The sequence below is a fragment of the Nitrospirillum guanabarense genome, assembly GCF_034653355.1.
GTDB lineage: Bacteria > Pseudomonadota > Alphaproteobacteria > Azospirillales > Azospirillaceae > Nitrospirillum.
In genome coordinates this window covers 434,175-456,938 of sequence record NZ_JAYEER010000003.1, presented here as the reverse complement: position 1 = coordinate 456,938, position 22,764 = coordinate 434,175, and the positions used below count along the sequence as shown (strand labels likewise).

The 22,764-nt window shown below is 59.4% G+C and carries 22 protein-coding genes; 11 read left to right on the top strand and 11 right to left on the bottom strand.

Going from position 1 to position 22,764, the window contains the following annotated elements:
* The first annotated feature begins 3 nt into the window (after positions 1-3).
* Complete coding sequence (locus tag UAA55_RS11405) at positions 4-3,744, top strand: AAA family ATPase (RefSeq protein ID WP_322952850.1); 3,741 nt, start codon at positions 4-6, stop codon at positions 3,742-3,744.
* A 233-nt stretch (positions 3,745-3,977) separates the two neighbouring features.
* Here the strand turns inward: UAA55_RS11405 and UAA55_RS11400 are convergent, their stop codons facing one another.
* The gene (locus UAA55_RS11400; RefSeq protein ID WP_322952848.1) at positions 3,978-6,620 is read right to left on the bottom strand and encodes an AAA family ATPase; all 2,643 of its coding nucleotides are present in this window, start codon (positions 6,618-6,620) and stop codon (positions 3,978-3,980) included.
* 463 nt (positions 6,621-7,083) lie between these two features.
* Between UAA55_RS11400 and UAA55_RS11395 the strand changes: the two genes are divergently transcribed.
* Together UAA55_RS11395 and UAA55_RS11390 are read left to right on the top strand one after the other, a co-directional pair.
* Positions 7,084-7,266 carry a hypothetical protein gene (locus tag UAA55_RS11395; protein WP_322952846.1) on the top strand — a complete coding sequence of 61 codons (183 nt, stop codon included), beginning with the start codon at positions 7,084-7,086 and terminating at the stop codon, positions 7,264-7,266.
* A 69-nt stretch (positions 7,267-7,335) separates the two neighbouring features.
* Positions 7,336-7,860, top strand: a complete 525-nt coding sequence (locus tag UAA55_RS11390) for a toll/interleukin-1 receptor domain-containing protein (protein ID WP_322952845.1) — start codon at positions 7,336-7,338, stop codon at positions 7,858-7,860.
* Between the two features lie 72 nt (positions 7,861-7,932).
* Here the strand turns inward: UAA55_RS11390 and UAA55_RS11385 are convergent, their stop codons facing one another.
* The 3 genes from UAA55_RS11385 to UAA55_RS31315 form a co-directional block, all read right to left on the bottom strand.
* Positions 7,933-9,531, bottom strand: coding sequence for a hypothetical protein (locus UAA55_RS11385; protein WP_322952844.1), 1,599 nt, complete (start codon positions 9,529-9,531; stop codon positions 7,933-7,935).
* A gap of 286 nt (positions 9,532-9,817) precedes the next feature.
* Positions 9,818-12,151 carry a hypothetical protein gene (locus tag UAA55_RS11380; protein ID WP_322952842.1) on the bottom strand — a complete coding sequence of 778 codons (2,334 nt, stop codon included), beginning with the start codon at positions 12,149-12,151 and terminating at the stop codon, positions 9,818-9,820.
* Positions 12,152-12,207: 56 nt separating this feature from the next.
* Positions 12,208-12,486: a helix-turn-helix domain-containing protein gene (locus tag UAA55_RS31315; RefSeq protein WP_416235183.1), complete on the bottom strand. Its 279-nt coding sequence runs from the start codon at positions 12,484-12,486 to the stop codon at positions 12,208-12,210.
* Positions 12,487-12,595: 109 nt separating this feature from the next.
* On the opposite strand from UAA55_RS31315, the gene UAA55_RS11375 reads away from it, so the two are divergent.
* A complete protein-coding gene (locus tag UAA55_RS11375; protein WP_322952841.1) occupies positions 12,596-12,808 on the top strand; it encodes a hypothetical protein in 213 nt (70 codons plus the stop codon).
* A 67-nt stretch (positions 12,809-12,875) separates the two neighbouring features.
* On the opposite strand, the gene UAA55_RS11370 is transcribed toward UAA55_RS11375, so the two are convergent.
* The 5 genes from UAA55_RS11370 to UAA55_RS31305 all read right to left on the bottom strand — a co-directional run bounded on the left by UAA55_RS11370 (position 12,876) and on the right by UAA55_RS31305 (position 15,624).
* Entirely contained in the window at positions 12,876-13,583 is a 708-nt protein-coding gene (locus UAA55_RS11370) for a metallophosphoesterase family protein (protein WP_322952840.1), read from the bottom strand.
* Between the two features lie 17 nt (positions 13,584-13,600).
* Positions 13,601-14,506, bottom strand: a complete 906-nt coding sequence (locus UAA55_RS11365; protein ID WP_322952838.1) for a metallophosphoesterase — start codon at positions 14,504-14,506, stop codon at positions 13,601-13,603.
* Between the two features lie 103 nt (positions 14,507-14,609).
* A complete protein-coding gene (locus UAA55_RS11360; protein WP_322952836.1) occupies positions 14,610-14,939 on the bottom strand; it encodes a DUF6634 family protein in 330 nt (109 codons plus the stop codon).
* A gap of 172 nt (positions 14,940-15,111) precedes the next feature.
* A complete protein-coding gene (locus tag UAA55_RS31310; RefSeq protein WP_416235207.1) occupies positions 15,112-15,306 on the bottom strand; it encodes a helix-turn-helix domain-containing protein in 195 nt (64 codons plus the stop codon).
* 96 nt (positions 15,307-15,402) lie between these two features.
* Positions 15,403-15,624: a response regulator transcription factor gene (locus UAA55_RS31305; RefSeq protein WP_416235182.1), complete on the bottom strand. Its 222-nt coding sequence runs from the start codon at positions 15,622-15,624 to the stop codon at positions 15,403-15,405.
* Between the two features lie 127 nt (positions 15,625-15,751).
* Between UAA55_RS31305 and UAA55_RS11355 the strand changes: the two genes are divergently transcribed.
* From UAA55_RS11355 to UAA55_RS11345, 3 genes are all read left to right on the top strand, one after another.
* Complete coding sequence (locus UAA55_RS11355) at positions 15,752-16,072, top strand: helix-turn-helix domain-containing protein (RefSeq protein WP_322952834.1); 321 nt, start codon at positions 15,752-15,754, stop codon at positions 16,070-16,072.
* A gap of 308 nt (positions 16,073-16,380) precedes the next feature.
* Positions 16,381-17,529, top strand: coding sequence for a hypothetical protein (locus tag UAA55_RS11350; RefSeq protein WP_322952832.1), 1,149 nt, complete (start codon positions 16,381-16,383; stop codon positions 17,527-17,529).
* Positions 17,530-17,606: 77 nt separating this feature from the next.
* Positions 17,607-18,131 carry an MbcA/ParS/Xre antitoxin family protein gene (locus UAA55_RS11345; RefSeq protein ID WP_322952830.1) on the top strand — a complete coding sequence of 175 codons (525 nt, stop codon included), beginning with the start codon at positions 17,607-17,609 and terminating at the stop codon, positions 18,129-18,131.
* A gap of 29 nt (positions 18,132-18,160) precedes the next feature.
* On the opposite strand, the gene UAA55_RS11340 is transcribed toward UAA55_RS11345, so the two are convergent.
* Positions 18,161-19,000, bottom strand: a complete 840-nt coding sequence (locus UAA55_RS11340; RefSeq protein WP_322952829.1) for a S1/P1 nuclease — start codon at positions 18,998-19,000, stop codon at positions 18,161-18,163.
* A gap of 942 nt (positions 19,001-19,942) precedes the next feature.
* Here UAA55_RS11340 and UAA55_RS11335 point away from each other — a divergent pair.
* From UAA55_RS11335 to UAA55_RS11325, 3 genes are all read left to right on the top strand, one after another.
* Positions 19,943-20,368, top strand: coding sequence for a Ros/MucR family transcriptional regulator (locus tag UAA55_RS11335; protein WP_322952828.1), 426 nt, complete (start codon positions 19,943-19,945; stop codon positions 20,366-20,368).
* 212 nt (positions 20,369-20,580) lie between these two features.
* Positions 20,581-20,997, top strand: a complete 417-nt coding sequence (locus UAA55_RS11330) for a DUF6088 family protein (protein WP_322952827.1) — start codon at positions 20,581-20,583, stop codon at positions 20,995-20,997.
* A gap of 122 nt (positions 20,998-21,119) precedes the next feature.
* Entirely contained in the window at positions 21,120-21,374 is a 255-nt protein-coding gene (locus tag UAA55_RS11325; RefSeq protein ID WP_145727690.1) for a hypothetical protein, read from the top strand.
* 56 nt (positions 21,375-21,430) lie between these two features.
* Here the strand turns inward: UAA55_RS11325 and UAA55_RS11320 are convergent, their stop codons facing one another.
* A complete protein-coding gene (locus UAA55_RS11320; RefSeq protein WP_322954442.1) occupies positions 21,431-21,550 on the bottom strand; it encodes an SEC-C metal-binding domain-containing protein in 120 nt (39 codons plus the stop codon).
* A gap of 212 nt (positions 21,551-21,762) precedes the next feature.
* Between UAA55_RS11320 and UAA55_RS11315 the strand changes: the two genes are divergently transcribed.
* Positions 21,763-22,590, top strand: coding sequence for a DNA/RNA non-specific endonuclease (locus UAA55_RS11315; protein ID WP_322952826.1), 828 nt, complete (start codon positions 21,763-21,765; stop codon positions 22,588-22,590).
* The last annotated feature ends 174 nt before the right edge of the window (positions 22,591-22,764 follow it).

Genomic DNA, 22,764 nt, shown 5'->3' with positions numbered 1-22,764 from the left:
GCGATGCGGATTCTCGCTATCGAGGGCCAGAACATCGCCAGCTTGGCCGACAAGTTCGAGATCGATTTCACCGCTGAGCCACTGAAGTCGGCGGGCCTGTTCGCCATCACGGGTGAAACGGGAGCGGGCAAGTCGTCTATCCTGGACGCCCTTTGCCTCGCGCTCTATGGGGAGTGCCCCCGTTTCAGCCAGACCGGCGGTAACGAAGATGTGCCTGACGCCAGTGGCGAATTGATTAAGGCTCGTGACGCACGTGGTGTCCTGCGCCGAGGGGCGTCACAGGGCTATGCGACGGTGGACTTTGTCGGGCTCGACGATGAAGCCTATCGCGCAACCTGGACAGCCCGACGAGCGCGCGGGCGGGCAGCCGGGCGTCTACAGAGCATCGAGCGCAGTGTTCAGCGCCTGTCCGATGGCCAGGTGCTGGATAGCCAGATCAAGGCGGTCGAAACCAGGATCCTTGCGCTGACGGGGCTCACGTACGATGAGTTCCGCCGCACTGTGCTGTTGGCCCAGGGTGACTTCGACGCCTTCCTCCGTGCCGACACCAAAGACCGTGGTGCCCTGCTTGAGAAGGTGACGGGCACAGAGATTTACCGCGACATCTCGATTCGCGTTTTCGACCGATACAGCAAGGCGAAGGCTGATCACGACCTGCTGGTGGCCCGCCGAGCTGAGCACCAGCTTCTCTCTGAGGAGGAACGCGCTGCCCTCGACGACGAAGGGAAGACCCTCCTGGCGGCCATCGAGGCGGCGCGAAGCGGGCGTCAGATCCTTGAAGCAGACGTTGCTCGTCATCGTGCCCTGGCTGAGGCTCAGCGCCGCCACGGGGAGGCTGTTCGGGTCGCGGCCGATGCGGACGCCGCGCTTGTGGAGGCGGCGGAAGATCGTGCCGACCTGGAACGGATTGACCAGGTTGAACCACTTCGTCTCCCGTGGGCCCGCGCCAGGACGGCATCAGCCAGTGTGACCAAGGCAGAGGGAGAGGTTTCGCGAGCGCAGGTCACCCTGGAACATGTGACCCAGGAGGCTGTTGCCCGCCGACAAGAACAGGACCTAGCGCAGGCTGCCGTGAACGAGGCCGAGCGGGTCTTCAAGGAATTCGGTCCCACCTGGTCCAGGGCTGCGGACCTCGACAGCCGTATCGTTCGCGCTGACCAAGAGGCCTCGCAGGCCGCCATGGCAGCGGCGGTAGCGGTGGGCGAGCATTCACAGGCTCTGGTGCAGTTACGCGAGCTGGATGCCGAAAGGGCCCAAGCCCAGGCCCGGCGACAAGATGCCCAGGCTGTCCTGGAGGCGCGGCCCCAGGCGGCTGTGCTGGTTCGGAATTGGAACCAGATCACCCAGGCCTTCGATGACCGGCACACGGCCCGCCGGAGCGCCCTTAAAGCTCGCCAGCAGGCTGGTGTGGTTGATGCCGAGGTGCAGGAGCTGCGGGCGGCGCTTGGCGAGTTGGAGAAGCAGGATGTTGCTGACCAGGCGGCGCGGTCCGAGTTGAATCGCGGCATCCTGGACCATCAGGATCGGCTCGTCCGGCTGGCGCCCGAGGTCACTGCGCGCCGGGTGGAAGCCTTGGGCGACCAACTGACTGTTTTGGGCGACCTGAAGCGCACGTCAGAAGACTACGACAGGGCTCAAACGCAGGCCCAAACGGCTCAGACATCCCTCGCGGCAGCCGAGGCGGACAGAGATGCCGCAGCGAAGCAGGTCCAGGACGCAGAGCGGGGCATTGGAGAGGCCGAAGCTGAGGTCAAAGCGCTGATGGCGCCGACTGATCGTGCATTGGCTGCTGTCTCGGATAGCGCGCAGCATCTTAGGAAGGGATTGGTGCCAGGACAGCCTTGTCCGGTTTGTGGCGCCAAGGAGCATCCCATTCATGCCGACGCGGTATTGGCCGAGTTGGCTCGTGGCCTTCAGGCTGACCTGGATGCGGCTCGGGAACGTGCTGAGAAAGGTCGGCATCTCCTTACGAGGGCCCAGGGGAACGTCGCGCAGGCGGAAGCCGCGGCCAAGCAGTTGCGGACCAACATTCAGGAGGCCGGTGAGAGGGCTGAAGCGGCCGAACGCCTTTACGTCGAGACCCTTCCCAAGGCGGAGCGGTCTGACCTTCCCGCCGGACCAAGCGGTGCTGTGACCGCCATACTTGAGGTGGGCCGCCAGCTTGCCCAGGAGCGGCGAACCCTACAGGCCCAGCTTGGGCAGGCGGAAGAATTGCGTCAGGCGATCACTCGCCTGACCACCGAGCGAGACCGGCTGACCGACGCGCTGGAACAGCGGCAGGGAACGCGGCAACGCCTTTCCGATGAGGCGAACGCCAAAGGGCAGGCCCATGCGCTTCATATGCAGGCTGCCGCCACGGCCGAGGAGCGTATCAAAGCCATCGATGCGGGCCTCGCCTCGGCGCTGGAGGCTGGGGATTTGACCCAGGCCGACCTGGAGATTGACGCGGACGAGGTACGTCGGGTTCTCGCCGACCTGGTGACCGAACGAGAAAATGCTGAGGCCGAGGTTCTTGCGGTGGACGCTGCCTTGGCTGAGCTCGCTCCCCGTATCAGCGGGATACAGGCGCGTGCTGACGAGCTGCTCATCGGCACCGAGAAGTTGAAGGCTGCGGCCGACGCGCGGGCGGAGGAGCTGAAGCAGTTGCGGGGTGAGCGGGCGGGGCTTCTCGGCGGCGAGGCCACTGATGTTCACCGGACTCGGATCAATGACGCCCGGACGGCGGCCATTGCCGCCAGGGATGAGGGGCAGCAGAAGGTCCAGGCTGCGGAGTTGGCGGTCGCCACGGCCAAGCAGGTGCTGTCGGGGGCGGCAACGGCTTTGGCCGAGTCTCAGGCTGAGCAGGCGGAGGCCGACGGCATTCTGGACGAGGCTCTGGTGAGCGTCGGGCTGGCCGCTGCCGAGCTTTCCGAGATCCTATCTCGGCCGCGAGCTGAGGTGGATGCGCTGCGGAGCCGTTTGACGGCGCTGGCGAACCGGCGGACAAGTGCACACGCGGCGCTGCGCGAGCGTCAGGGTGACCTGGCTGCTGCGGAGGCCGCTGGTGTCCCGGAGGTGCCGCTGGAGGATCTTCAGCAGCAAATTTCCAGCGTCGACAGCGAACAGTCTTCTCGGCTGGAGCGAGTTGGGGCCATTCGCGGGCAGATGCAGACGGATGCCCAGGCCAGGAAGAACCTGGCTGGGCTTGAGGCCGAGATCGCCGAGGCGCGGGCTACGTTCGATGTCTGGCAAGCGGTTAACAGTGCTGTGGGTTCCAAGAACGGTGACCGGTTCGTCCAGCATGCGCAGTCGATCACGTTGGACCTCCTGGTCGACCGGGCGAACCACCATCTTGCGGACTTGAAGCCCCGGTACCGACTGGTCCGTGCTGCGGGCCAAGACCTGGCCATGCATGTCGTGGATCGGGACATGGGGGACGAGGTTCGGTCGGTTCGCAGCTTGTCCGGCGGCGAACGCTTCCTGGTTTCCCTGGCCTTGGCTTTGGCGCTGTCCCGGATGGGTGGACAAGGTGGGCTGGCGGCCACGCTGTTCATCGACGAGGGTTTCGGGTCGCTGGACGCCGAGAGTTTGGACTTGGCTATCGATGCGCTGGAGGCGTTGCAGAGCCAGGGGCGCACCGTGGGCGTCATCAGCCACGTCGAGATGATGAAGGACCGGATCCCCGTGCAGGTGAACGTCACGCGGTCAGGTGGCGGCAAGAGCCGCGTGTCCATCAAAGGGACGAACTGGGCTGAAAGCGCATGACCGAAGCCGCCATGGTTGAACCGATACGGCTTGGATTTGATCTTGTCCGAAGCCCTGAAGCGCTTGCAGGCCATCCCAGGAACATTAAGGCGGGATGAGGCCCACGCCGCCGTGGGTCGAATTTGAGCGGCGGACATAGGGCGGAAGAGGACGGGTGGGTTTCGGGGGACGAAAGGGACTTTTGAAATAGGAGCAACCACCGCCGGAACTCCCAAGCAGCCGATGAGTGCCTCCTATAGAACTTCAGCCTTGGGGGGCTCACGTCTTTGTTTACGCCGAGCAGAAGCCGCTTTTCGACTTGCTTTAATCTTAGTCTCGCATTCGCGGATGTTCGCGATATGTGTTTTCAGTTCATCTGGAGTAGGCATGACGAGGCCCTTGGCGTTGGCTGGATCATGGGCTGTCCAATTAGATATTTTGGTCATCCCCCAATAGACATGGTCAGCGACTTCGTCACTCACCTCAACTTCATCCAAGCGCAGGGTCTTCACCGCGGGATTGAAGCGAACCACCGTCTCGTTGAAAACGCCTTCCTCGACCAGCCGCTCCCAACTCTCTCGCAGACGATCACAAAAAGAACGGACGTAAGCCTCGTATTCCGCTCCTCCTTGATCATGAAGCTCCTCTAGTTTTTTAATTTCCACCCTTTCAAGAGTATCGAGGCGTTGGCCCAAGGATTTTGCCTTCCACGGTTCCAAGAGATCCACGGTTCCAAAGCCCTCGGCACCACGATAGAGGCTGCGCCCTTCGAATGGCGTCTGGAAGCGGGCGGCAGCCTCCCGCAGCATAAAAAAGAAAACAAGATCATGGGTAAATACGATGACCTGCCGGTTTTTCGCTTCCCTCACCAGTCGTTCAGCTACCAATTCCCGGCGGTCATGATCCAGGGATGACACAGGATCATCGACGATGATGCCAGCTGTATCCGATTGCTGCCGAACTTGGGCAAGAAAACAGGCCAGAGCCAGGGCACGGTACTCGCCTTCGCTGACCACTTCTTTGACCCTCGCCGCCGCTACCAATCCGTCCAGTTGCACCTGATGGCGGGATTTAGCTTTGGCGACTTTGAACCCAAGGTTGATTGGGATGGATGACAAACGTAGGGCCCGCAATTCCTCAGTCAGCTTGGCCTGCAACGCCCCCTGGACGTGAGCCTCGTCCATTTCCCGCCGCTTTGATGTGATGGCATTGGGGGCGACCGCACGCAGACATTTATCGTAGGTGCTCTCCTCGATCAGCAAGTCACGCAGGGCGATTAGAGCCGTCCTTTTTTCCGAGAACGTACTACGTACTTTCAGGTTTGCCTGCTCTTTGGCCAGTTCCGACCTCTTGGCCGGAGCCAGAGCGCCGTCATGAACCAGCGCCTGCGCCTCCAATTTAGCAGGCCACTCAGCTGCAACATCGGGGTTAAAGGCGGTGGTCGCAGGCAGATTTGACCAGTCGCCATCTTCCACCGCAACCTTCAAGGCCTTGGCCCGGGCTATTAGACACTGAGTAACCTTCAGCAGTTCTGTCCACCAAGCATTATCAGCCGGATCGGCGCTGGCTACTTCCTCGGCCAACGGAACAAGGCTTGCCAACGCAACATCAACCGATGTCAATGCCTGAGTGAGAGCGGCCTTTGCGGCCTTTGCCCGCGCTTCCACATCAGCTTTAACGAATGCCTCGAAGCGATCGAGGCGCTCGCGTGCCTCGTCATCGAGCGGTTGGTGACACAACACGCAATGGTCGCCCGGTTGCGTGGCCGGGAATTCCCGATCTGGATATGCCTGTTCCAGCGAGAATGCCCTTGCGGCTTCATACATCACGGCCCAAGGCTCAGAACCTACTCCCCGAAGCGGTTCTTTCGCGAAAGAGGCGGTTGATGACAGCCGGACGGCCTCCTTGGTAGCGGCAAGGTCAGCGGCCTTGGTCTTCAACTGCACTTCCGCTACCTCGCCTAGGGCCAGTGTCGCGGCCTTCACCTTGCTGAGTGCTGCGTCACACCGGGCCTTTCGTGCCCGCAACAGCTTGGCCTGATTAATTGGGTCATTCAGTAGTAAATCGACTTCTATCAGTCGCCTAGCATCGGCGTCGCACCAGCTGAATGCCTCTGTCAGAGAATTGTCAGTGGTCTTAGCTTTTATCTTGTCGAGTGCTTCCGTGATGTTTGGGTCATTCCCAAATCCAAGACGATTGCCTTCAATGCGCGTTGTGATAACGTTGCGCTCACGCGTCAATGTCTCCTTGATCCGCCCACACAGCTCACCCAATTTATCCAAGACATCCAGGCCGAACGGTACGAAAGCCAGCTCGTTTTCTTTATCCAAGGAGATGGACGCGATGCGGCTATCGAAGACGGATAATTGCGACAGCGTCGCCGCAAATTCTTGGCCACTGGTCCATGTCTCTGCCGTAACTTCTGCTTCGGTCGGTGACAAACGATAGCGGATTTCCGCAGTCGGGATGGCAGCGCCATCTGGCTTGAAAACATCTGGCAACACGGAATCGGCTTCACGGGTTCGGCAAACGTGTTTGAGGATGCGGACATAGCCTGATTTGCCGCTGCCATTATCTCCATAGACCGTCGTCAACCCATTGAGGGCAAAGCGTAGAACCTGCCCTTTGGCTAAACGATTGGCGTTTACGACATTTCCTACTGAGGCCAACTGGACCGGCCCTTCGCTGCCTCTACCTTCTGGCAGATGCTTCGTCTCCAGTGGTTGCGCATCCGCCGCTTTTGGCTGGCTCACGCCATGCTCTGCCTTAAGGATTGAAATGACCTCACTCTCGTCCTCGGCTGAAAATCCCTGACGGATTGCGAAACGCCGTAAGGCGTCCTGCTGCCACATCGGGCGCTCCTGCGACCATTCAAGGAGTTCCTTCGAGATGGACATTGCTTTTCCATAGGCTGCTAAATTTGGCGCCATATTGGTGGACGCATAAGATCAATGCAACCCAAAGTAATGGCTAGATGTCGCTTAACTTGGGGAACATCTGCTATTCGTGCGGAACCGAAAGGCGGCCGTACTCTCTGGGTGGAGGAACCGACGCGCCGGTTTTTGCCGCCATATGAGCTGATGAATGGCTGGCGGCGGGCGACCTGGACCACTACCGTCCAAGCGCATCCTGTATGCCTTCGATCGGCTGATGTTCGCCAAGGCACCGGAAAGCGGCCAAGTCATGTGAAGGGAATACCTCAGGGACAGGGTTTTAGGCGCCAAACAAAGTGGCGTCCATCCATTCCCTAGCCTTGTCAGGTATGCGTATCAGCGATCCGTTGACATAAGAACAAAAAGAGAACATTGTCTCTCATGGCGTTCCTGACATACGGACCGGAGGAAGAGAATGACGTCGTCGATGTCCCTGCTGATCACCGCGTCTGAGCCGGATGAGGTGTCCCTGCTGGTAGCGGACCTAATCTACCTGTACGGCATCCGGCTTCAGGTCACAGATCGCTTCACCGACCCAGCGGATGGCGGCATGGCCACCCATTGCGCTTCCCTGGAAATTCGCCCCGCTGAAGTGCCGCCTGCTCCCTGAGGAATTCCGGCCGCCCGCGTTCGGAGGGGGCGCGGGCGGCTAAGTCAACTATTGCAGGGCGCCGTGCTGATGAGCGGCGCCGGAAATCACCGCCGCCACGGAACGCGGCTGGTGTCCCCTCTATGCGCCTTGGAGGTCGCCTTGGTTCGGGTTTTCATGTCGTACTGCCATGCCGACGAAGCGTTGCGGGATCGCCTGGAGGTGCATCTGACGCCCCTGAAGCGGCGTGGGTTGGCGGTGTGGCACGACCGGCGGATGCTGCCGGGCGATGAAATCGATGAGGGGATCCAGGAAGCGTTGGCCGCCGCCGACGTTGCCTTGATGTTGGTGAGCCCGGACTTCCTGGCGTCGGCCTATTGCCATGACGTGGAGATGCAGCTGGCGGTGGACCGGCACCGGGCGGGCCTGTGCCGCGTCATCCCGGTGATCCTGCGGCCATGTGATTGGTCATCGACGCCGCTCAGGCAACTGTTAGCTCTTCCTCGCGACGGAAAGCCGGTGACCCGGTGGGCCGACCAGGACCAGGCGCTGTATGAGGTGGCGGTGGCGATCCGTAAGTCCGTGACCGAATGGAGCAGGCCTTCTGAAATATAGACGCACATCACGACCATGAGAGCCCCTGTTCGAAAAAGGGAGGGCGCCAGTAGATGAACCGGCGCCCGGATTTCACGGCTCTGGAATGAATACGGGCTCTAACGAAGGAACGTCCTTGCGCTCCAAAACGACGGCCTCGTTACGGGCTTCCGCCGGGCCAGTCCATACGATGACCTTTGTTGCCCCGAGCCAAGCAAGGTTCACACGTTCAGTCTTTACTAAGCCATTCAAGTTGCACTCTACCTTTGCATTAAATAAAGAAGGGTGCGCGCAAGCCGCTTCTGGAGTTACGTATAAATAAATCGGACGACCGCCGCCATAACCTAATGGTCTTGCTAGGTTGTCAAGTATGGATGGGGTGCCTGGAAAAACAGAGAATATGAAAATAGCGGTCATCACCACTGCAACGAAGGCTGCCTGTGGCGATCTTCTCTTTGCCCACTCCATTGACATATTGAGTACAATAATAGGTATCATCGGAGCGAGAAAGAGGAATGCATATGACCTTATGTCGTCCACTGCACCTCTGGAATTCTTTGCCATTCTCTCGGTGGCGCACAGGGCGGCGTAGTAGTATAAAGATAGGCATTGTATATCCATGATGACAATCATGGTTCCGGATATTATCGTCCCAAATCGAGATTGTGGCACAGGTTTTTCGGGCGACCTAGAGCGGATAAGTTTGGGCTTTTGAAATAGTCTGTTCTTCCTTTTTCGCTTTAAAATCTTATCGATCTTGCGCCATGTATCTGGCATCTTCTTTAAATTTAGCGCGAAATCTTTAATGTTGTGCGAAATCCTTCCCGGGTATTTACCAATTTTCATTGCAAAACTACGTAGCGCACCTCGCAAGCTTAACGCAGCAGACTTTGTCATATCTTTGATTTTGCTTGGTCTCTTAGCCCGTTTTGCCGTAAAGATTACAATCTTGCAGAGGATATAGATGGGAATCCACAACGGTATAGTGACCCATATAAACAACTTGACATATATACCTGTCCAGACCATGAACTTTAATCTTGCCGGTGACTTTTGGTACTTAATTGCCCCAAGCATCCTATGCCTTTTATATTTCCATAGGCGGAATTTTCTTGAATTAAAAAATATTCCTGATAAATACAATGCCGCCCAAAAGAATGTAGATGAAAATATTATAATGAACGGCCAGTTTAGCCTAGAATTGTGAGAACTGTCGCCAACAAGTGCTCCGTTTTCATATAGAAAATCTCCGGACGCCAGAATTATAATCATTAAAAATATAACAATAGAATAATAACTTAGGCGACGCCATCGCGCAGTGGCAGCGGCCATTGTGAAACGCGTCTTCTTAATTTTTCCAAAGTTGTGGATCTCGTATTCATCCCAGATCCTCATTATACCTGGAGACTGTATAAAAAAAGAAGCAACAAATGTAGATCCCAATATTATGCAGAGGAATGCGATGGAGCTTTGCCCAAGATCGTTAATAACATCCCAATATGGAATCTGGCGTGCTGCGCACCATATCGCAATTAACAAAGGTGTTACAGGTACAGATATTATAGGTGGGACGCTAAGAGAGGGTATAAGCCGGATAAATTCGAGCCAACCACCTCCCAGGCTGCCAGGGGATTCGAGTTCCTTTGGTATAAAATCGATCGAAGATCTTTCTTTTGGCAATTCTTGAGGCATTTATTAACCTATGTGAGTGATAAAATAGGCAAAATTGCTAAAAAGATATTTGCCGACGATTCCGGACTTTCCGACTTGAGCTGGATAAGAGGTCTACATCAAGGCAGCCTCCCTTAAGCTCTTGCCTGTCTGCCTGATTCGGGCTGATCCACCATAACGCATTCGGTCGGAGGCTCGTCGGCGGTGTTTTGTGTCATCAACGAGTAGGATAGTTCGTCGCATGAGTGCCAGCATAGCACGAGCCCACGTCGGTGAAGCAATCTCGACTATGCTGGCAGAAAATGGATTAGGCCGCCTCCCACACCTGGTTCAGCACTTGCGCGGCCAATGCCGCCTTATCCTGGGGGAGGAACCGGGCGTAGTGGTTGGCGACTGTATCGGGCGTGTCCTGGATCGCGTAGCTGGCCTGCTCGAAGGAGCCAGTCTTCTTCAGGATGTGCGTCGCCAGCACATCGCGGACGCTGTGGGGGCCATGGGGCAGCAGTCCCTTGATGGCCCCGCGCTCGGTGTAGGGGTTGTAGATGCCGTATCGCTGGATGGTCAGCCGCCAGGCCTCATAGAAAGTCGTCTGGTTATAGGCCGCGTCCATGGAGGTGGTCTTCACCGTCTTCACGAAAAAGGTTCCCGGGTCGGCGGCGCCCCGCAGCAGTGCCTGCCGGTGGCGTTCCAAGTAGGCATCGATGAAGCCGTACAGCCCGCCCAGGTCCGGCAGGATCAGCCTGAACGGTTTGCCGCCGAAATAGGTCGAGGTGGCATTCTTGAACGCCGCCGCCGGGATCAGCACTTCCCACCTCTGATCGCGCGTGCTCCACCTCAGCTCTCCACACTGCCGGTCGGCCAACTGCCGTTCCGTCGATGGAGCTTGGCCACGGGCCTTTACCAGGAGCTGACGCAAGTTCTTCTGCCGGACACCCAGGTGCAAGCCGAGCCGGATCAACAGCAGGGATCGGACAGCTTCAGCCGCCGTGACGGGGTAGCGGTTCTCATCGGGCATGCGGGCCAAGATCTCGTCGGCAATCTTCCGGTACTCGCCCACGGGGCTGTCCGACTCCAGAATTGGCAAGATGGGTTCGAATGGATCCCGGTGGACCTTGACCACCCGCTGGAGCTCACGGGCCCGCGCCGTGGCATGCCGATGAAGCACTTCACAGGTGTCCGCCCAGTCGGCCTTGGCTGCGTTGATATCGGCTGCCGACACCAAGCCTGGAATCGGCGTCAGGCTTTCGACCAGCTGGGGGGACTGCCGCAACCAACCGGTTTCGGCCCGCACCAGGGAGGCGGCCAGGGCGAGCATATCGACCTCCCAGGCTGTGTAGAAGCCCCGGCGACGTTCCCGCCATTGGATGTACCAGTCCCACGTTGCGGGGAAGGCAAGCAGGGCCAAGCTGAGGTGCCGGAGAGGCACCCCCAGCCCCTGAACAGCACCGCTGGGGGATGCGGCCATGGCACCGAACAGAAGCCCGAGGTGCTCAAGCTTCTGGGCCGCCGTTTCGCCACCCCACACTCCATTCCGCTTGAAGCCGATGCTGGTCAGGGTGGCTGTCTTGAAGCGGATTAAGCTGGACATCTCACCGGCTAGGCGGGCGGGCGCCAGCTTCGTCCCCAGCCCCAGATCTGGATCAGCACGCTCGTGGTGATCATCATCTTCCGGCGCCAGGCGCATCTGGTGGCCAACGGGCACGTCCGGGAAGCGCAAGGCGTAACGCTGCTTCATTGCCGCCGCGTGGAACAGCCGATAATCCGTTGCGCCAGTAATGATATTGGTACGGACCCATTCCAGGATCTGTTCTCGCTCGACCGGCGAACGGCTGGCAAAATCATCGGGCAGATGCCAAGCAAGCCGCCGCAGTTCAGCGGCACCGACACCGGCGACATCATGACCTCTCGGCGCCGAATTACAATTCGGCAGCTTGGCCGCCAAATGGCCTTCGGGCAGGCGATACCGGCGTTCAATCAGCTTCAGGACGCGGCGCGTTTTCAGAGTCCGCGGCACCGTCCGGCCTCGCAGCCAGTAGTAGATGGTGGAGTAGTTCAGCGATGGTTCGCTCAGGATGACGGCACGAAACAACGACCAGCCGGTGTCCCCATGCCGCTCCATGTGATACCGGAGGGCCTCCTTGAATCCCTCTGGCTCGTTGGTGGGCATTTCCTGACGAGCAGCTGGAAACTCGACGACAGGGCGCGGCGGTACGCCTGTCTTTTTCTTCGGTTTGGCTGGAGCGATCTCAGCTGGTTCCTTGCGCCTGATCACGGACGCCACCTGCTGCCTGGGCGACGCAGCCGCGACAGGGGATATCAAGCCTTTACGGGAAGCGTTAGTTGAAGGCGCCGACGGCTTGGGTTCCTTCAGCGGAGGTAGCTTACGCAAGCCCCTGACTATGGCATCCAGCGCCGGACGAATCGTGGTGGCAGCGGCTTCCAACATGTCGGCAGGCAAATCCGCTGCGACTGCCAGCTGGGTTATGTTGAAGGCGGCCCCCGAACGCGGCGGTGGGGTTCTGGTCCGGATTAAATCGACCAGGTGCATGCGAAGTTGCTCAGCTTCGCGGGGCGGCAATACGCGGGTCACGCGGGCTCGGCAGAAATCCGAAATCATTCGGGCCAGGACGACGGTGCTCATTAGATGTCCGCTGAAAGTCAAATGGCCGGGTGCTGTGCCCGATGTGCCGGGCGTTGTTAAGCAACATCGTCGGACCCTGTGAAGTCCGCCTCCGCGTCGAGAATGAACGCCAGCGATCTGCCCAATCCCACTGCGTGGACCGCCTTGACATAGTCCTCCAGGGAGACTGTGCCGTCGCCTTGTTCAATCCGTGTCAACGTGTCTTGGCAAATCCCTGCCTGATCGGAGACGGCAGTTTTCGAACGCCGCCGTCGCAGTCGTGCTGCCCTTAGTAATCTGCCGATATTCAGGGTTACCGCCCGCGCACCGACGGTCGGAGCATGCTGTGTCGGCATCAGTTGACGGGCCCGGATTGGACGAAACGATAATGCACGATGCCCTTGAAGACGGCGTCCAAACGTGAAGGCATAGTCCGGTTCCGGCTGCTTGAGAGGAGCGGGTGATTTGGTCGATCACGTCAGCGAACGAGATGTCTGGCTGGCAGCCAACACCCTGGTGAAACACCACGGGTCTGAAGCCGCGGCATTCGCGGCCATGCGCGCCGACGAATGGCTGAGCAAGGGGGACATGGACCAGTACAGCCTGTCACGGCGTATCCTGGCGGCGGTGGACCAGCTCTTGGCGACCGCCCCGTCACCAGGAAGCAGGCTGTCGTGAGGCCAATCCGATGTCGACCAGCACTCACCTTGAATGCCAGTAAGCCGTCACCAAAGCACTGCGCACATCAGAGCTGCACGACCCAAGGTTCACCTCTTGCCAAGCCGCGGACCTTGCAGCCGTTGGGTAGGACGCCCTCATAGCTTTGGTGATGATGTCCATGGATGACCAGCTTGGCACGGCAGGCTTCCGCGGCCTGCTGGATCCCCTGAAAGCCATACCGATGCGTTGGCGGCGCCTCGTGGGTAAGCAAGATATCGGCCCCTTCCGCCTGCCCGATTTCCGCCAGTAGGTCGTGATCTTCCGGAAAAATCAGGCCGTGATATTTGATGGGTAACCCACGGCCATCCCGAGCGCCAACGTCGCGCTGCCGCTGTAGATGCGGATGCTTCCGCAGCCATTCCTCGCGTGACCAGAAGAACGGACCCAGGTGCTCATCGGTGGATTTCGGGAACCAGACCATCGGGCTGTAGATTCCCGACAACCCGGCAACCGACACGCCTTCAATCTCCTCGGCGCGGCCATGAAGGTTCCCGGTCGGATGGTCCTCGACCAGGTTGGCAAACCAGGCTGGGCTGTCGACGTCATGATTCCCAATGACATAACGAACCCGGATGCCAGCCTCCCACAAAGGCGCCAGCGTTTCCCGAAGTGGGCGGCTCAGGTCACAGTCCCCGACTATCAGAACGGCGGCGGGGCGCACACGCTGGCACACTTCGAGCAGCGGCTGCCAATCCCCGTGGGGGTCACCCACCGCCACGATGGGGCGTCGCATCAGTTTCTCCTCAGTCGCTAGACCTCAATGACTTTGGGCCGGAATTCCTCAGATCCAGGCTCGTAGCCCAGGTAGCCGCGCTGAGCCGCCACGACGCGAGTGCCGCCGATCTGGGTGTCCAAGTTGAAATGCGTGTGCCCGAAGATCCAGGCCACCGGCCGCCAGGAAATGATCTCCTCCGTCAGGTCGCTGGCGAATGCCGGTGACAACGGATCACCCACGTACTGCGGTCCGCTTGCGCCCCTGACTGGGGCGTGATGCGTGACGATCAGGATTTTGGCGTCTTCGCCGTCTTCGGCCCGGATGCGTTTCACTTCCTCCGCCAACCAGGCCCGGCTTGCCAAGTGCCTCTGCCTGGCCAGGTACGGCGTGAACGGCTGCCCATTCACCGAAATCTGCACATGGTCGTTTAAGCTGTCCCCGGCACGTTCCATCGAGTGCGCGATCTCGTCCGAATCGGAGCCGTTCATCGCGTAGTCAGTCCACAGCGTGCAGCCAAGGACATGGAGGCGTTGACCGTCGAAATCGAACACCGCGACCTCGTTCTCCAAAAATGTCACCGACCCTGTCGTCGCATCCGCGGCGTTCCGGAATTCCTCGGCCAGCAGGTCCAGGTCGCGGCCGTTGTAAGCTTCATGATTGCCCATCACGTAGACGGTCTTCGCACCGATAAGCTGTGCCACCTCTCGGGCATATTCGATGCCCCGCACCCCGACATTGATGTCCCCGGCGAGAATGACGAGGTCGATCTGGTCGCCGATTAGGCCATCCAGTAGCGGCCCTATCGTTGGATGACCCGGGATGCGCCTGCGGCCCTCATCCAGTGCCAACCAGGCCGCGGTCGGTCTTCTGGAGCCTTGCGCCGCCTCGAATTCATTGTGGAGGTCCGACATCACTGCCAGACGGATCTTCCGGTCGGTCATGATTGGGTTTCCAGGTAGATGGCTGGCCGAGCCGGATTTCCGCGCGCGTACATAGCTGCCGCGAAAATCCGGGCTGGCTTACCTTGCGTCCGATGGCGTCAGTTTAAGGGCGGCTGGTCGCCTGATTGGGCTCGGCAGGCTCCCCAAGGCGATAGTACCGCGACAAAGTCCTTGCCCAGCCATCCTCGCGGTTAAAGATAATTAGCTGGCTGGTAAATATAGGGCCGTCCTCAATTAAGGGGTGGCCATAGGATTTTCCGGCCAATATGTCGTATTCACGCCTGGTGATTCGGTAGGAATTGAGTAGAGGTGCTTTAGAAATTTCCGCTGATGACGGCGAAATTCCTTGCGAGAACAACTCAAGATCCCGGGCAATCCGACTGTATTTTCCGGCCATCTCGATTGCACTGCGCTTAATGTTGGGGGGAACCATGGTCTTCCTTCCAGAGTGAATGATGTCCGTTTAAGGCGGGTCTTAGTACGAGTTGGCTGTCGCCTGGGCCATTCGGCGTACCGGCGCGTGCCGATAGCAGATGGTGGACCGCGAATTCTTTGGCTTGGGCGCTTAAGAGAATGCGCCCAGCAGCGGCCGGGCAAAGTCCAGGTCACCGCAAAAGACCCTGCCGAAAGGCGAGAAATACGGCATGCGGCAGCGACTTAGCATTAAGCTTCGCGCGGGCTCTGGACAGGTACAGATTGACGGAAACGACCTTCAGATCCAGGTCGTATGCGATCTCCTTTGGCGAACTGCCATGAGCCAGGAGGTGCAGGCATTTCAACTCTCGTGGAGAGGGCGGCATAGGCATGGCAATCTCCGGCGCACGGCGGCCTGAGGTCGTCGTCTCGACTTCGCTATTTTGGAATGGGGATCATAGGCCTGGCGGCGTTACCGCCTTTCAGGGATCGATCAACAGGCCCGCTTTCGAGGCGATGACGGCGGCATGCGTGGAATTGCGGGCGCCAAGCTTTTTGCGAGCCCTACCCAGGTAGGCATCTACAGACCTGGAACTCAACCCCAGCGTATGGGCGATCTGCTTGGAACTTTCGCCTCGGGCGAGCAAGCGCAGGCATTCAGCTTCCCGGGGTGTCAGCGGATGTGTCAGCGCAGGGGCGGTCATGGGCTCAAACGCGCAAGGAGACGATGGGGAAAATACCGATCTGGCATCTTCAGGAACACCAATTCGGTAATAGCGCGCCGACGGCCCGGGCGCCACTAATCTCAGCATGAAGGGATTTGGGGAAAGATTGCGCGCGCGGTCGAAAGCGCTGGGTCTAACCGACGCCGAGGTCGCCGAACGCCTGGGCTTGAGCCAGCCCCGATACGCCCGGTACGTGTCCGATTCCCGGGAACCCGACTTCGTCACGCTGCTTCGGATCTGTGGCGCGCTCGACATCAGCCCTAACGAGTTGCTCATGGGTGGCGAGCCGACGCGGGTTACGGACCCGGATATTGATCGTGCTGTGGTGGCCCTTATGGGCATGGACAGTCAACTCCGCCAAGTAGTTGTTAGCATGGTCCTCACTGCTCAGAAGCAGGCAACCAAGCAAAAGAAGGCTTTGAGCTAAAGGTTTTGAACAGCGGCGGCAATATGGTGAATTTCCCATATGGACCGAGCCCTGGGATTTGTTGTATGGCGCGCCCGCGCTCTGCGCTATGAGCCGTCTGTCCTGGCTGTAAGATTGTAGATTTAGATCCAATTGACGGTCATTGGGCGGGTGCTGCAAGGATTTATTTAGTGTTGACATGAATTATGCCAAGGATTCACGGCGATAGGCACATTTTAAGCGCGAGCGCAATATAGAAGATTCCGTACCTTTCCCACTGGGCCGCGGCGATGCACGTTGGGCGCGCATAGCCCACCGTGGGGGAAGTCATGATTTCGAAGATTGCCGTCGCCGCTGTCGTGGCGACTGGGATATTATTCGCGGCGGTCGGCGCCAAAGCGGCTGAGGAGCTGACCGGCGAGCTGGCCGCCCTCTACTATCACAAGAAAAGCGGCGACCCGCTCGACGTCGCGGGCGCGGCGGCTGGCGCAAAGCCAGTAACAACCGCCAGCCATTTTGACCGCCCAGAAGCCCAAAAAGCTGAAGAAGCCAGGCTCCGGGCCGCCCAAGCCAAGGTTGACAACTCGACGCCACTGGTGGTCCTGACGAACGTGACACTGGGCGAGTACGACCGGAGCGCGGGCCAGTACACCATCAACGACCTGCTCCCTGGCCACTATCTGAGCCAAATCGTTTTCGGCCGTACCTATAAAATCGGCTTCTCGAATGGCGCGCCGGTTCCGCTCCCACTGCCAATGGAGGAGGCGCGTAAGGTCGATCGTCTGCGCGTCATCGCCCAGGTCGAAGGTCACTTCGCCGGTGTGGGCGATCCAAACGGCAAGCTGGATAGCCGCTATACGGTGCTGGTTGCGATCAGCAAGGTTACGCTGAAGCTTGCGGACAATGGCAAGGTGTTGGCGGAATTTACACCGTCGGCAGCGGCGCCGGTCCCGTCTGCCAAGGCCGCCGCCGATTTCGACGTCAGCGGCTTGAAAGTTGGAATGACAGAAGGCCAGCTGACGGCCGCTGCAAAGGCTTCCTTCACTGACAAGAACTTGGTCATGGGATCCGACCAGGCGTGCGGGGGTGGCTCCACGATGACCGTATTGACGAAGCCAGCGGTGGGCACGGTGTGCGTCACCTTCAAGGTTGCCAACGGCAAGGCTACCAGCATCACCGTGCGGCAGGTGCTGACGTACACCAAGACCGTTGTCGACGATGTTCGGAAGGGCCTGATCGCGAAATATGGTCCGCCCGGCGCCGCGGCCAGCCAGCGGTTCTTTGGCTGGGGTCAGAGCGTCGGTAAGCGGCCGCAGGATTTCCAGCTGTATGCGGCGCTCGACGCCGTTCAGACCAGCATGGAATACGACGCGGGTGAATCGGGCACCCCGGTTCTTTCGGTAACACTGACGGATGCAGCGACGCTCCAGACTAAGGCTGCGCCGACGCAGCCGCAGAACGGCGCACCGCATCTGTGACGGTGATGGCGCCCCAATCTTGTTGGGGCGCCATTCACTGGGTGCCCCGTCCTGGATGGCCCACCGGAAGGTCTGTGATGATCGACGACACCAGAAAGGAAGGCTCGCCCGGCGGTCCTGGGATGGTCGTCATCATGGACCTCGCCATCGCCGACGTCCGCCGGGTCAGCGGTCCCGGCATGAGGGCATTCCTGGCAATCGCTGACCGCTGGGGGCTTACCGCCCGAGAGCAGCTTAACGTCCTTGGTAAGCCTGGGCACTCCGCCTATCGCAGATGGGCGACCAGGGCCCTGTCCGGTGCCGAGCTGGCGCTGCCCATTGATACGTTACTCAGGATCTCCGCGGTGCTCGGAATCCACCAGGCGCTGCGAACGATTTTTGCGCGGGACGATGACGGCATCCGGTGGCTCAAGAGTCCCAACAGCGGTCCGCTTTTCGGCGGACAGGCGCCCCTGGCCTTGGTCACCAATGCCACCCAGGACGGCATTCTCGTTGTTCGGCGGCACCTCGATGCTTGGCGCGGCGGCCTATTCGCCACCCCTGACCCAGCGTTCGACGACCTGGTCAGCCCCATCACCAGCGACGACTTGCTGTTCCTGTGATGCTGCTCTCCCGGCTCATTGGGAAATGTCTATTTGAAATCGCCATTTAGAAGGGAAGCCAGCCGAACGCCCGCCTTGACGATCTGCTCATCGACAACCGGCGTCTCTTTGGCGGCGTAATCGGCGGGCAACACGACCGGCGGGGTAACGGGACCAGGTGCCGGAACGTTGCCCAAGCTCGGGTAGACGACCTGCCGGGCGATGGTATGGCTCTCAGTCGCCCAGTCGGCGGGCGTGCCATTTTCCCATTTGGCGTGTTCGGCTTCCGCCCGTTGCGTCAGCAGCGCCTGGTGGGCGGCGATGTTTCCCCAACTCCCCCGGATGATGCCCGAGTCCCACACGCTATGGAGGTTGGTATTTCGGCCATTCAGCGTGACCTGCACCTCGTTGGCGCCGCGATCTCCGTTCTCACACGCGTGGAGGGGCTGGTGGATGTCGCCGACGAAGTGGATGACGAACTTCAGCGCATCGCGCCGGACGCCCTCAAGAAGCTGGCTATCGGACAGCTGCGCATTGAAGGCGGTTATCTTCTCGACCACGCAGTTGTCCGCCTTGCAATCCCGGCCTTTGACGTACACCGCGTCATTAAACGGGATCGAGACGTAGTGCCAAGGGCCGCTGCCAGGATACGGCTGGTCCGGCTGGGGCTTGCGAATGTCGTCCGCCCAGGTGGCGGCATTAATGAAGGCTTGGCCACTGTCGTCGCCCAGTAGACCGTTCACCTGGGCCTTTGCAGTCGGTGTTAGCAGCTGGTAGGCGATGGCGGCCACAGTCCGATGCCCGTCGCCACCCCAGGCGAAGGCCTGAGTTGGAGTCATCGTGGGCAGAACCGAAAGCGCAATGAGGGCGGCGGAAAGGTGGTGGCGCATCGCAGAAGCCTCATGCTGATGGGATTGTTTGCCTATAGCATTTGCTGGAAATGCACGCAATGGGTGTAATATTTCCATAATGAGCACTCCAAAGTAGAAAATTAGCCCGTGTTGGGTCAAACGACACGGTCGCAGCTTATTTTGGAAACGGACCGCTGTTCGGCATCTCTACGGCCAAGCCAACTTCGTCAGCGGCATTGGGATCGGGCCCGAAGGGCGCGTGTAGCGGCCGCGGCGGCCCCCAATCCATTTTCCACCTTACGTGCTGGAGCCTCGGCGCCGAGGCTGTCGAGCAGATATCCGATGCGCTGTGTCGGGATCGACGATAGCCAGTCTCAGCCATCAATCCGTCTCGGGCCTTACATTTTTCCTGCGGCAAACTTTCCATAAACCGCGTTCAGGACGCTTTACTGACAGTTTGCCGCTAGGCTTCTCGCTCGCGCGTTCGACTGCCAAGACAGAGGACGGGTATTTTGGCCGTCGAGGTCTGGAGTACGGGATGAACTCAACCGACGGAGCTTGGCGATCCCCGGACTGACCTTCCTGACGCAGAGGTTCACGAACGGCATCGTCGGATGACGGCTTTCTTCCGTGGCGCTGACGCTGTGGACGGGCGCCTAGCAGGCCGGACATCTTCGAGAGCTAGCGGGTTCGGTCTGCGGCCGCCATGGCAGCGTTGGCGCTGACGAAGTACCGTGTCTTAGGGTTGCTACCGCTGGTCACCGGCGAGGTCGATAACCAAGAGCCGTCAGGCCGCTGCACTGCCCAGGAAAACCTGGTGGCCGGGGCTACGCACTGGGCCTGCATTCCGTCCATACGAACCCAGGTCCCGTTGATTTCTTCGACCCAATCCTGAGTTGGCAATAACTTTCCCAATATTCCTCCTGGACGATACTTATAGGAACTGTATCATGTCGCCAGCTGTGAATAATGGATTTCCTCATGGACGACTTACTGAAGCTGGCGACGGATATCGTATCCGCATATGTGACAAGAAACCAGATACCTCCTGCCGAGTTGCCTGGGTTAATTCAGTCGGTTTACGGCGGGCTAGTTCGCGTTGATAGCCCAGCAGCGGAACCTGTTCCTGAAGCTAAGCTGGTTCCTGCTGTACCTGTTCGGAAATCAGTTACCCCGGACTACATCATCTGTCTGGAAGACGGAAAAAAGCTGAAGATGCTGAAGCGCCACCTGCGCACGGCCTACAATCTGACGCCAGATGAGTACCGTGCTAAGTGGGGCTTGCCGTCGGACTACCCCATGGTCGCGCCGAGCTACGCCGAACAACGTTCGGGTTTGGCCAAGGAGATCGGGCTCGGCAGCCGCACCCGTGTTGCGAAGCCCAAAAAAGGCAAGAATGCCGCCTGACGCGGATAATTCCGCCGCGCGCCTTCGGCTGCAATATCGTGGGAGCACCAGTTCGCACAAAACGCGGCTCCCCAACCGCTGCCGCCGCTGGCAGGCATTCGGGTGTGCGTAGGCGGTTAGCTGTTGGAAGGAAGACAGTCAGCAGATCAATTTGCCCGGCCCGGCTATGGCGGCAACGATAGATAACATTCCCCGGAGAGCATTCTCGTCGGATGAGCGGTCTTGAATCGCAAGCTTTTGAATTGGTTCGGGCGAGCCCGGAAATCGTTCTGCTGCGGGCCGACTTTGTCGATGGGCTTAACGCAAGCCAATCTCAGATCAGCCGTGTCCTTCGGAAGCTGACTGGGCGAGCAGTGCTGATACGTATTGGCGTCGGCATCTACGCAAAGACGTGCCGGTCGAGTCTCTCTGGTAGGGTGATTCCGGCGGCGAGTTTGCCGGATCTCGCCCGGGCGGCACTCCATCGCCTCAATGTGCAAACAGCCCCATCAAAAGCTGAGCGTGCGTACAACGAAGGGCGCTCGCAGCAGGTGCCTACAGGGCGTACCGTTGGCGTCACCAAAACTGTCCGTCGCCGCATTGGATACGGTGGCGCCTATGTCCGCTTTGAGCGGGTCCGCCAGCGCTGAAAGCCGAGTTTGGCGGCGGCCCGCACCTGCCAGCTAACGACCCTGTAAAACGGCACTGACATTGCAGCCATGGCGCGCGTAGTGTACTGGTCATGCACGTTCAATATGCAAAGGTGAAACCGATGCGCCGCTTAGCAACCGCTCTCGTTGCCGCCGTCCTCTTGGCTTCTCCCGCCGCCCTGGCTGGCGAGGGGAAGCACTATTCCGACCCGGCCGCAGCCGCAAAGGTCTGCAAAAGCCCGGTGGTCTGGGTGAACCCCAATTCCCAGATTTATCACCTGCCCAGCAGCCGCTACTACGGCACGACCAAGGACGGTTACTACATGTGCCAGAAGGCCGCTGAAGCCGCCGGTAACCGTCAAGCTGAAGGCCACTGAGGCATCCAGTTAGGCGTAAGCGGTGCGCGGTCCCACCGGGGTTGGCGGTTGACGCCTCAGTTGGCACCGCAGCAGCGTTTGTATTTCTTGCCTGACCCGCAGGGGCACGGGTTGTTGCGTCCGACCTTGGTCTGACGGACGGGGGCTGGCTTTGCGGGTGGATGCGCCGCCCCGATCTAGGCGACCTTGTGCAAGACCAGGATGGCGCGGGAGATTTGTCTGGCGGCTTCATCGAGGCGGTTATATCCAAAAAGGGATTTTGGATATAACTTCACATTTCCAATAGCTTAAATGATGGGCTGCTACGGCGGGCACTGGTTTCGACGGAGTGGTCGCAATTCGTATTGGCTGCTTCGGCCTGATAGCGTCGCCACTGTTGGGGAATGTAATGCGGGTGCATTTGGGGGCTTTTGTCGTCCTGGCATGCTTGGGCGTCGGCAGCGCGCAATCGGCAGAGATTCCGGTGGCTTGCCAGGCGCAGGCCCCTTGGGGTGCTCCGCAGTGGTCGGGGACTGAGCCCCATCTAACGCCGCTGTGTCGCCGGGCCTACGTCGTTCTGCACGACGACGTGAAACTGGTCCCCGACTTCGTGTCCTGGAGCCTGACTGCTGAGCATGCGCTGGGGTGTCTGCCCCGCAAGGATTCATTCGCGCCCGATCCTGATCTGCCACCTGATCATCGTGCTGAACTCGCGGACTATAAGGGGCACGCCGGTGTGTATGACCGCGGCCACTTTGCACCCAACTCCGATTTTGAATGGGACGCACAGGTTCAGGGGGAGAGCTTCTATCTATCAAACATGAGTCCGCAGGCGTCCCACCTGAACCAGTGGGAGTGGGAAGCACTGGAGGAAGCGACGCGTGCCTGGGCTCTTGAGCGGGGGCCGCTGATCGTGATGGACGGCCCAATCTGGAAGGAACCGGTGGAAACCATCGGCGTTGATGGGGTCGGCATCCCGGCCGCGTACTGGAAGGTGATCGTGGACGGGTCCGGCCAAGTCGCGGCGTTCATCATGCAGAACCAGCCGACCCCCAAGGGTGATCTGACACCCTATGCCGTGTCTGTCGCCAAGGTGGAACAGGCTGCCGGGTTCGCGCTGCCGCTGCCGTTTAACGTGGACAAGACTTCCATCGGCGCCATATGGCCATCTGATACCGAGGTTTTCCAAAGACGCAAGCATGCAATCTGCCATGTATCGGGGCAAGATGGGGGCTAAACTCAAAGGGCACCCAGCGACGGAATCAGGTTTTTCAACATCCTGTTAGGTTGGAAAGTGAATTATATCGTCTCTTGAGGGTGGACAAGATCATGACCTCACACCATTAGGAACCTCAGAAATGATAGGCTGGAGACACTCTTACTGTAAACGCGACCTACTTTCGTTTACCGT

What these genes read in the sequence shown, in the direction of transcription:
- UAA55_RS11345 (WP_322952830.1), top strand. Translation starts at nt 17,607, where the DNA reads ATGATCGACGACACCAGAAAGGAAGGCTCGCCCGGCGGTCCTGGGATG.
- UAA55_RS11395 (WP_322952846.1), top strand. Translation starts at nt 7,084, where the DNA reads ATGTCCCTGCTGATCACCGCGTCTGAGCCGGATGAGGTGTCCCTGCTG.
- UAA55_RS11325 (WP_145727690.1), top strand. Translation starts at nt 21,120, where the DNA reads ATGCGCCGCTTAGCAACCGCTCTCGTTGCCGCCGTCCTCTTGGCTTCT.
- UAA55_RS11380 (WP_322952842.1), bottom strand. Translation starts at nt 12,151, where the DNA reads ATGAGCACCGTCGTCCTGGCCCGAATGATTTCGGATTTCTGCCGAGCC.
- UAA55_RS11330 (WP_322952827.1), top strand. Translation starts at nt 20,581, where the DNA reads ATGAGCGGTCTTGAATCGCAAGCTTTTGAATTGGTTCGGGCGAGCCCG.
- UAA55_RS31305 (WP_416235182.1), bottom strand. Translation starts at nt 15,624, where the DNA reads ATGACCGCCCCTGCGCTGACACATCCGCTGACACCCCGGGAAGCTGAA.
- UAA55_RS11340 (WP_322952829.1), bottom strand. Translation starts at nt 19,000, where the DNA reads ATGCGCCACCACCTTTCCGCCGCCCTCATTGCGCTTTCGGTTCTGCCC.
- UAA55_RS11360 (WP_322952836.1), bottom strand. Translation starts at nt 14,939, where the DNA reads ATGGTTCCCCCCAACATTAAGCGCAGTGCAATCGAGATGGCCGGAAAA.
- UAA55_RS11365 (WP_322952838.1), bottom strand. Translation starts at nt 14,506, where the DNA reads ATGACCGACCGGAAGATCCGTCTGGCAGTGATGTCGGACCTCCACAAT.
- UAA55_RS11390 (WP_322952845.1), top strand. Translation starts at nt 7,336, where the DNA reads ATGAGCGGCGCCGGAAATCACCGCCGCCACGGAACGCGGCTGGTGTCC.
- UAA55_RS11335 (WP_322952828.1), top strand. Translation starts at nt 19,943, where the DNA reads ATGGACGACTTACTGAAGCTGGCGACGGATATCGTATCCGCATATGTG.
- UAA55_RS11400 (WP_322952848.1), bottom strand. Translation starts at nt 6,620, where the DNA reads ATGTCCATCTCGAAGGAACTCCTTGAATGGTCGCAGGAGCGCCCGATG.
- UAA55_RS11385 (WP_322952844.1), bottom strand. Translation starts at nt 9,531, where the DNA reads ATGCCTCAAGAATTGCCAAAAGAAAGATCTTCGATCGATTTTATACCA.
- UAA55_RS11405 (WP_322952850.1), top strand. Translation starts at nt 4, where the DNA reads ATGCGGATTCTCGCTATCGAGGGCCAGAACATCGCCAGCTTGGCCGAC.
- UAA55_RS11370 (WP_322952840.1), bottom strand. Translation starts at nt 13,583, where the DNA reads ATGCGACGCCCCATCGTGGCGGTGGGTGACCCCCACGGGGATTGGCAG.
- UAA55_RS31315 (WP_416235183.1), bottom strand. Translation starts at nt 12,486, where the DNA reads ATGCCGACACAGCATGCTCCGACCGTCGGTGCGCGGGCGGTAACCCTG.
- UAA55_RS31310 (WP_416235207.1), bottom strand. Translation starts at nt 15,306, where the DNA reads ATGCCGCCCTCTCCACGAGAGTTGAAATGCCTGCACCTCCTGGCTCAT.
- UAA55_RS11350 (WP_322952832.1), top strand. Translation starts at nt 16,381, where the DNA reads ATGATTTCGAAGATTGCCGTCGCCGCTGTCGTGGCGACTGGGATATTA.
- UAA55_RS11315 (WP_322952826.1), top strand. Translation starts at nt 21,763, where the DNA reads ATGCGGGTGCATTTGGGGGCTTTTGTCGTCCTGGCATGCTTGGGCGTC.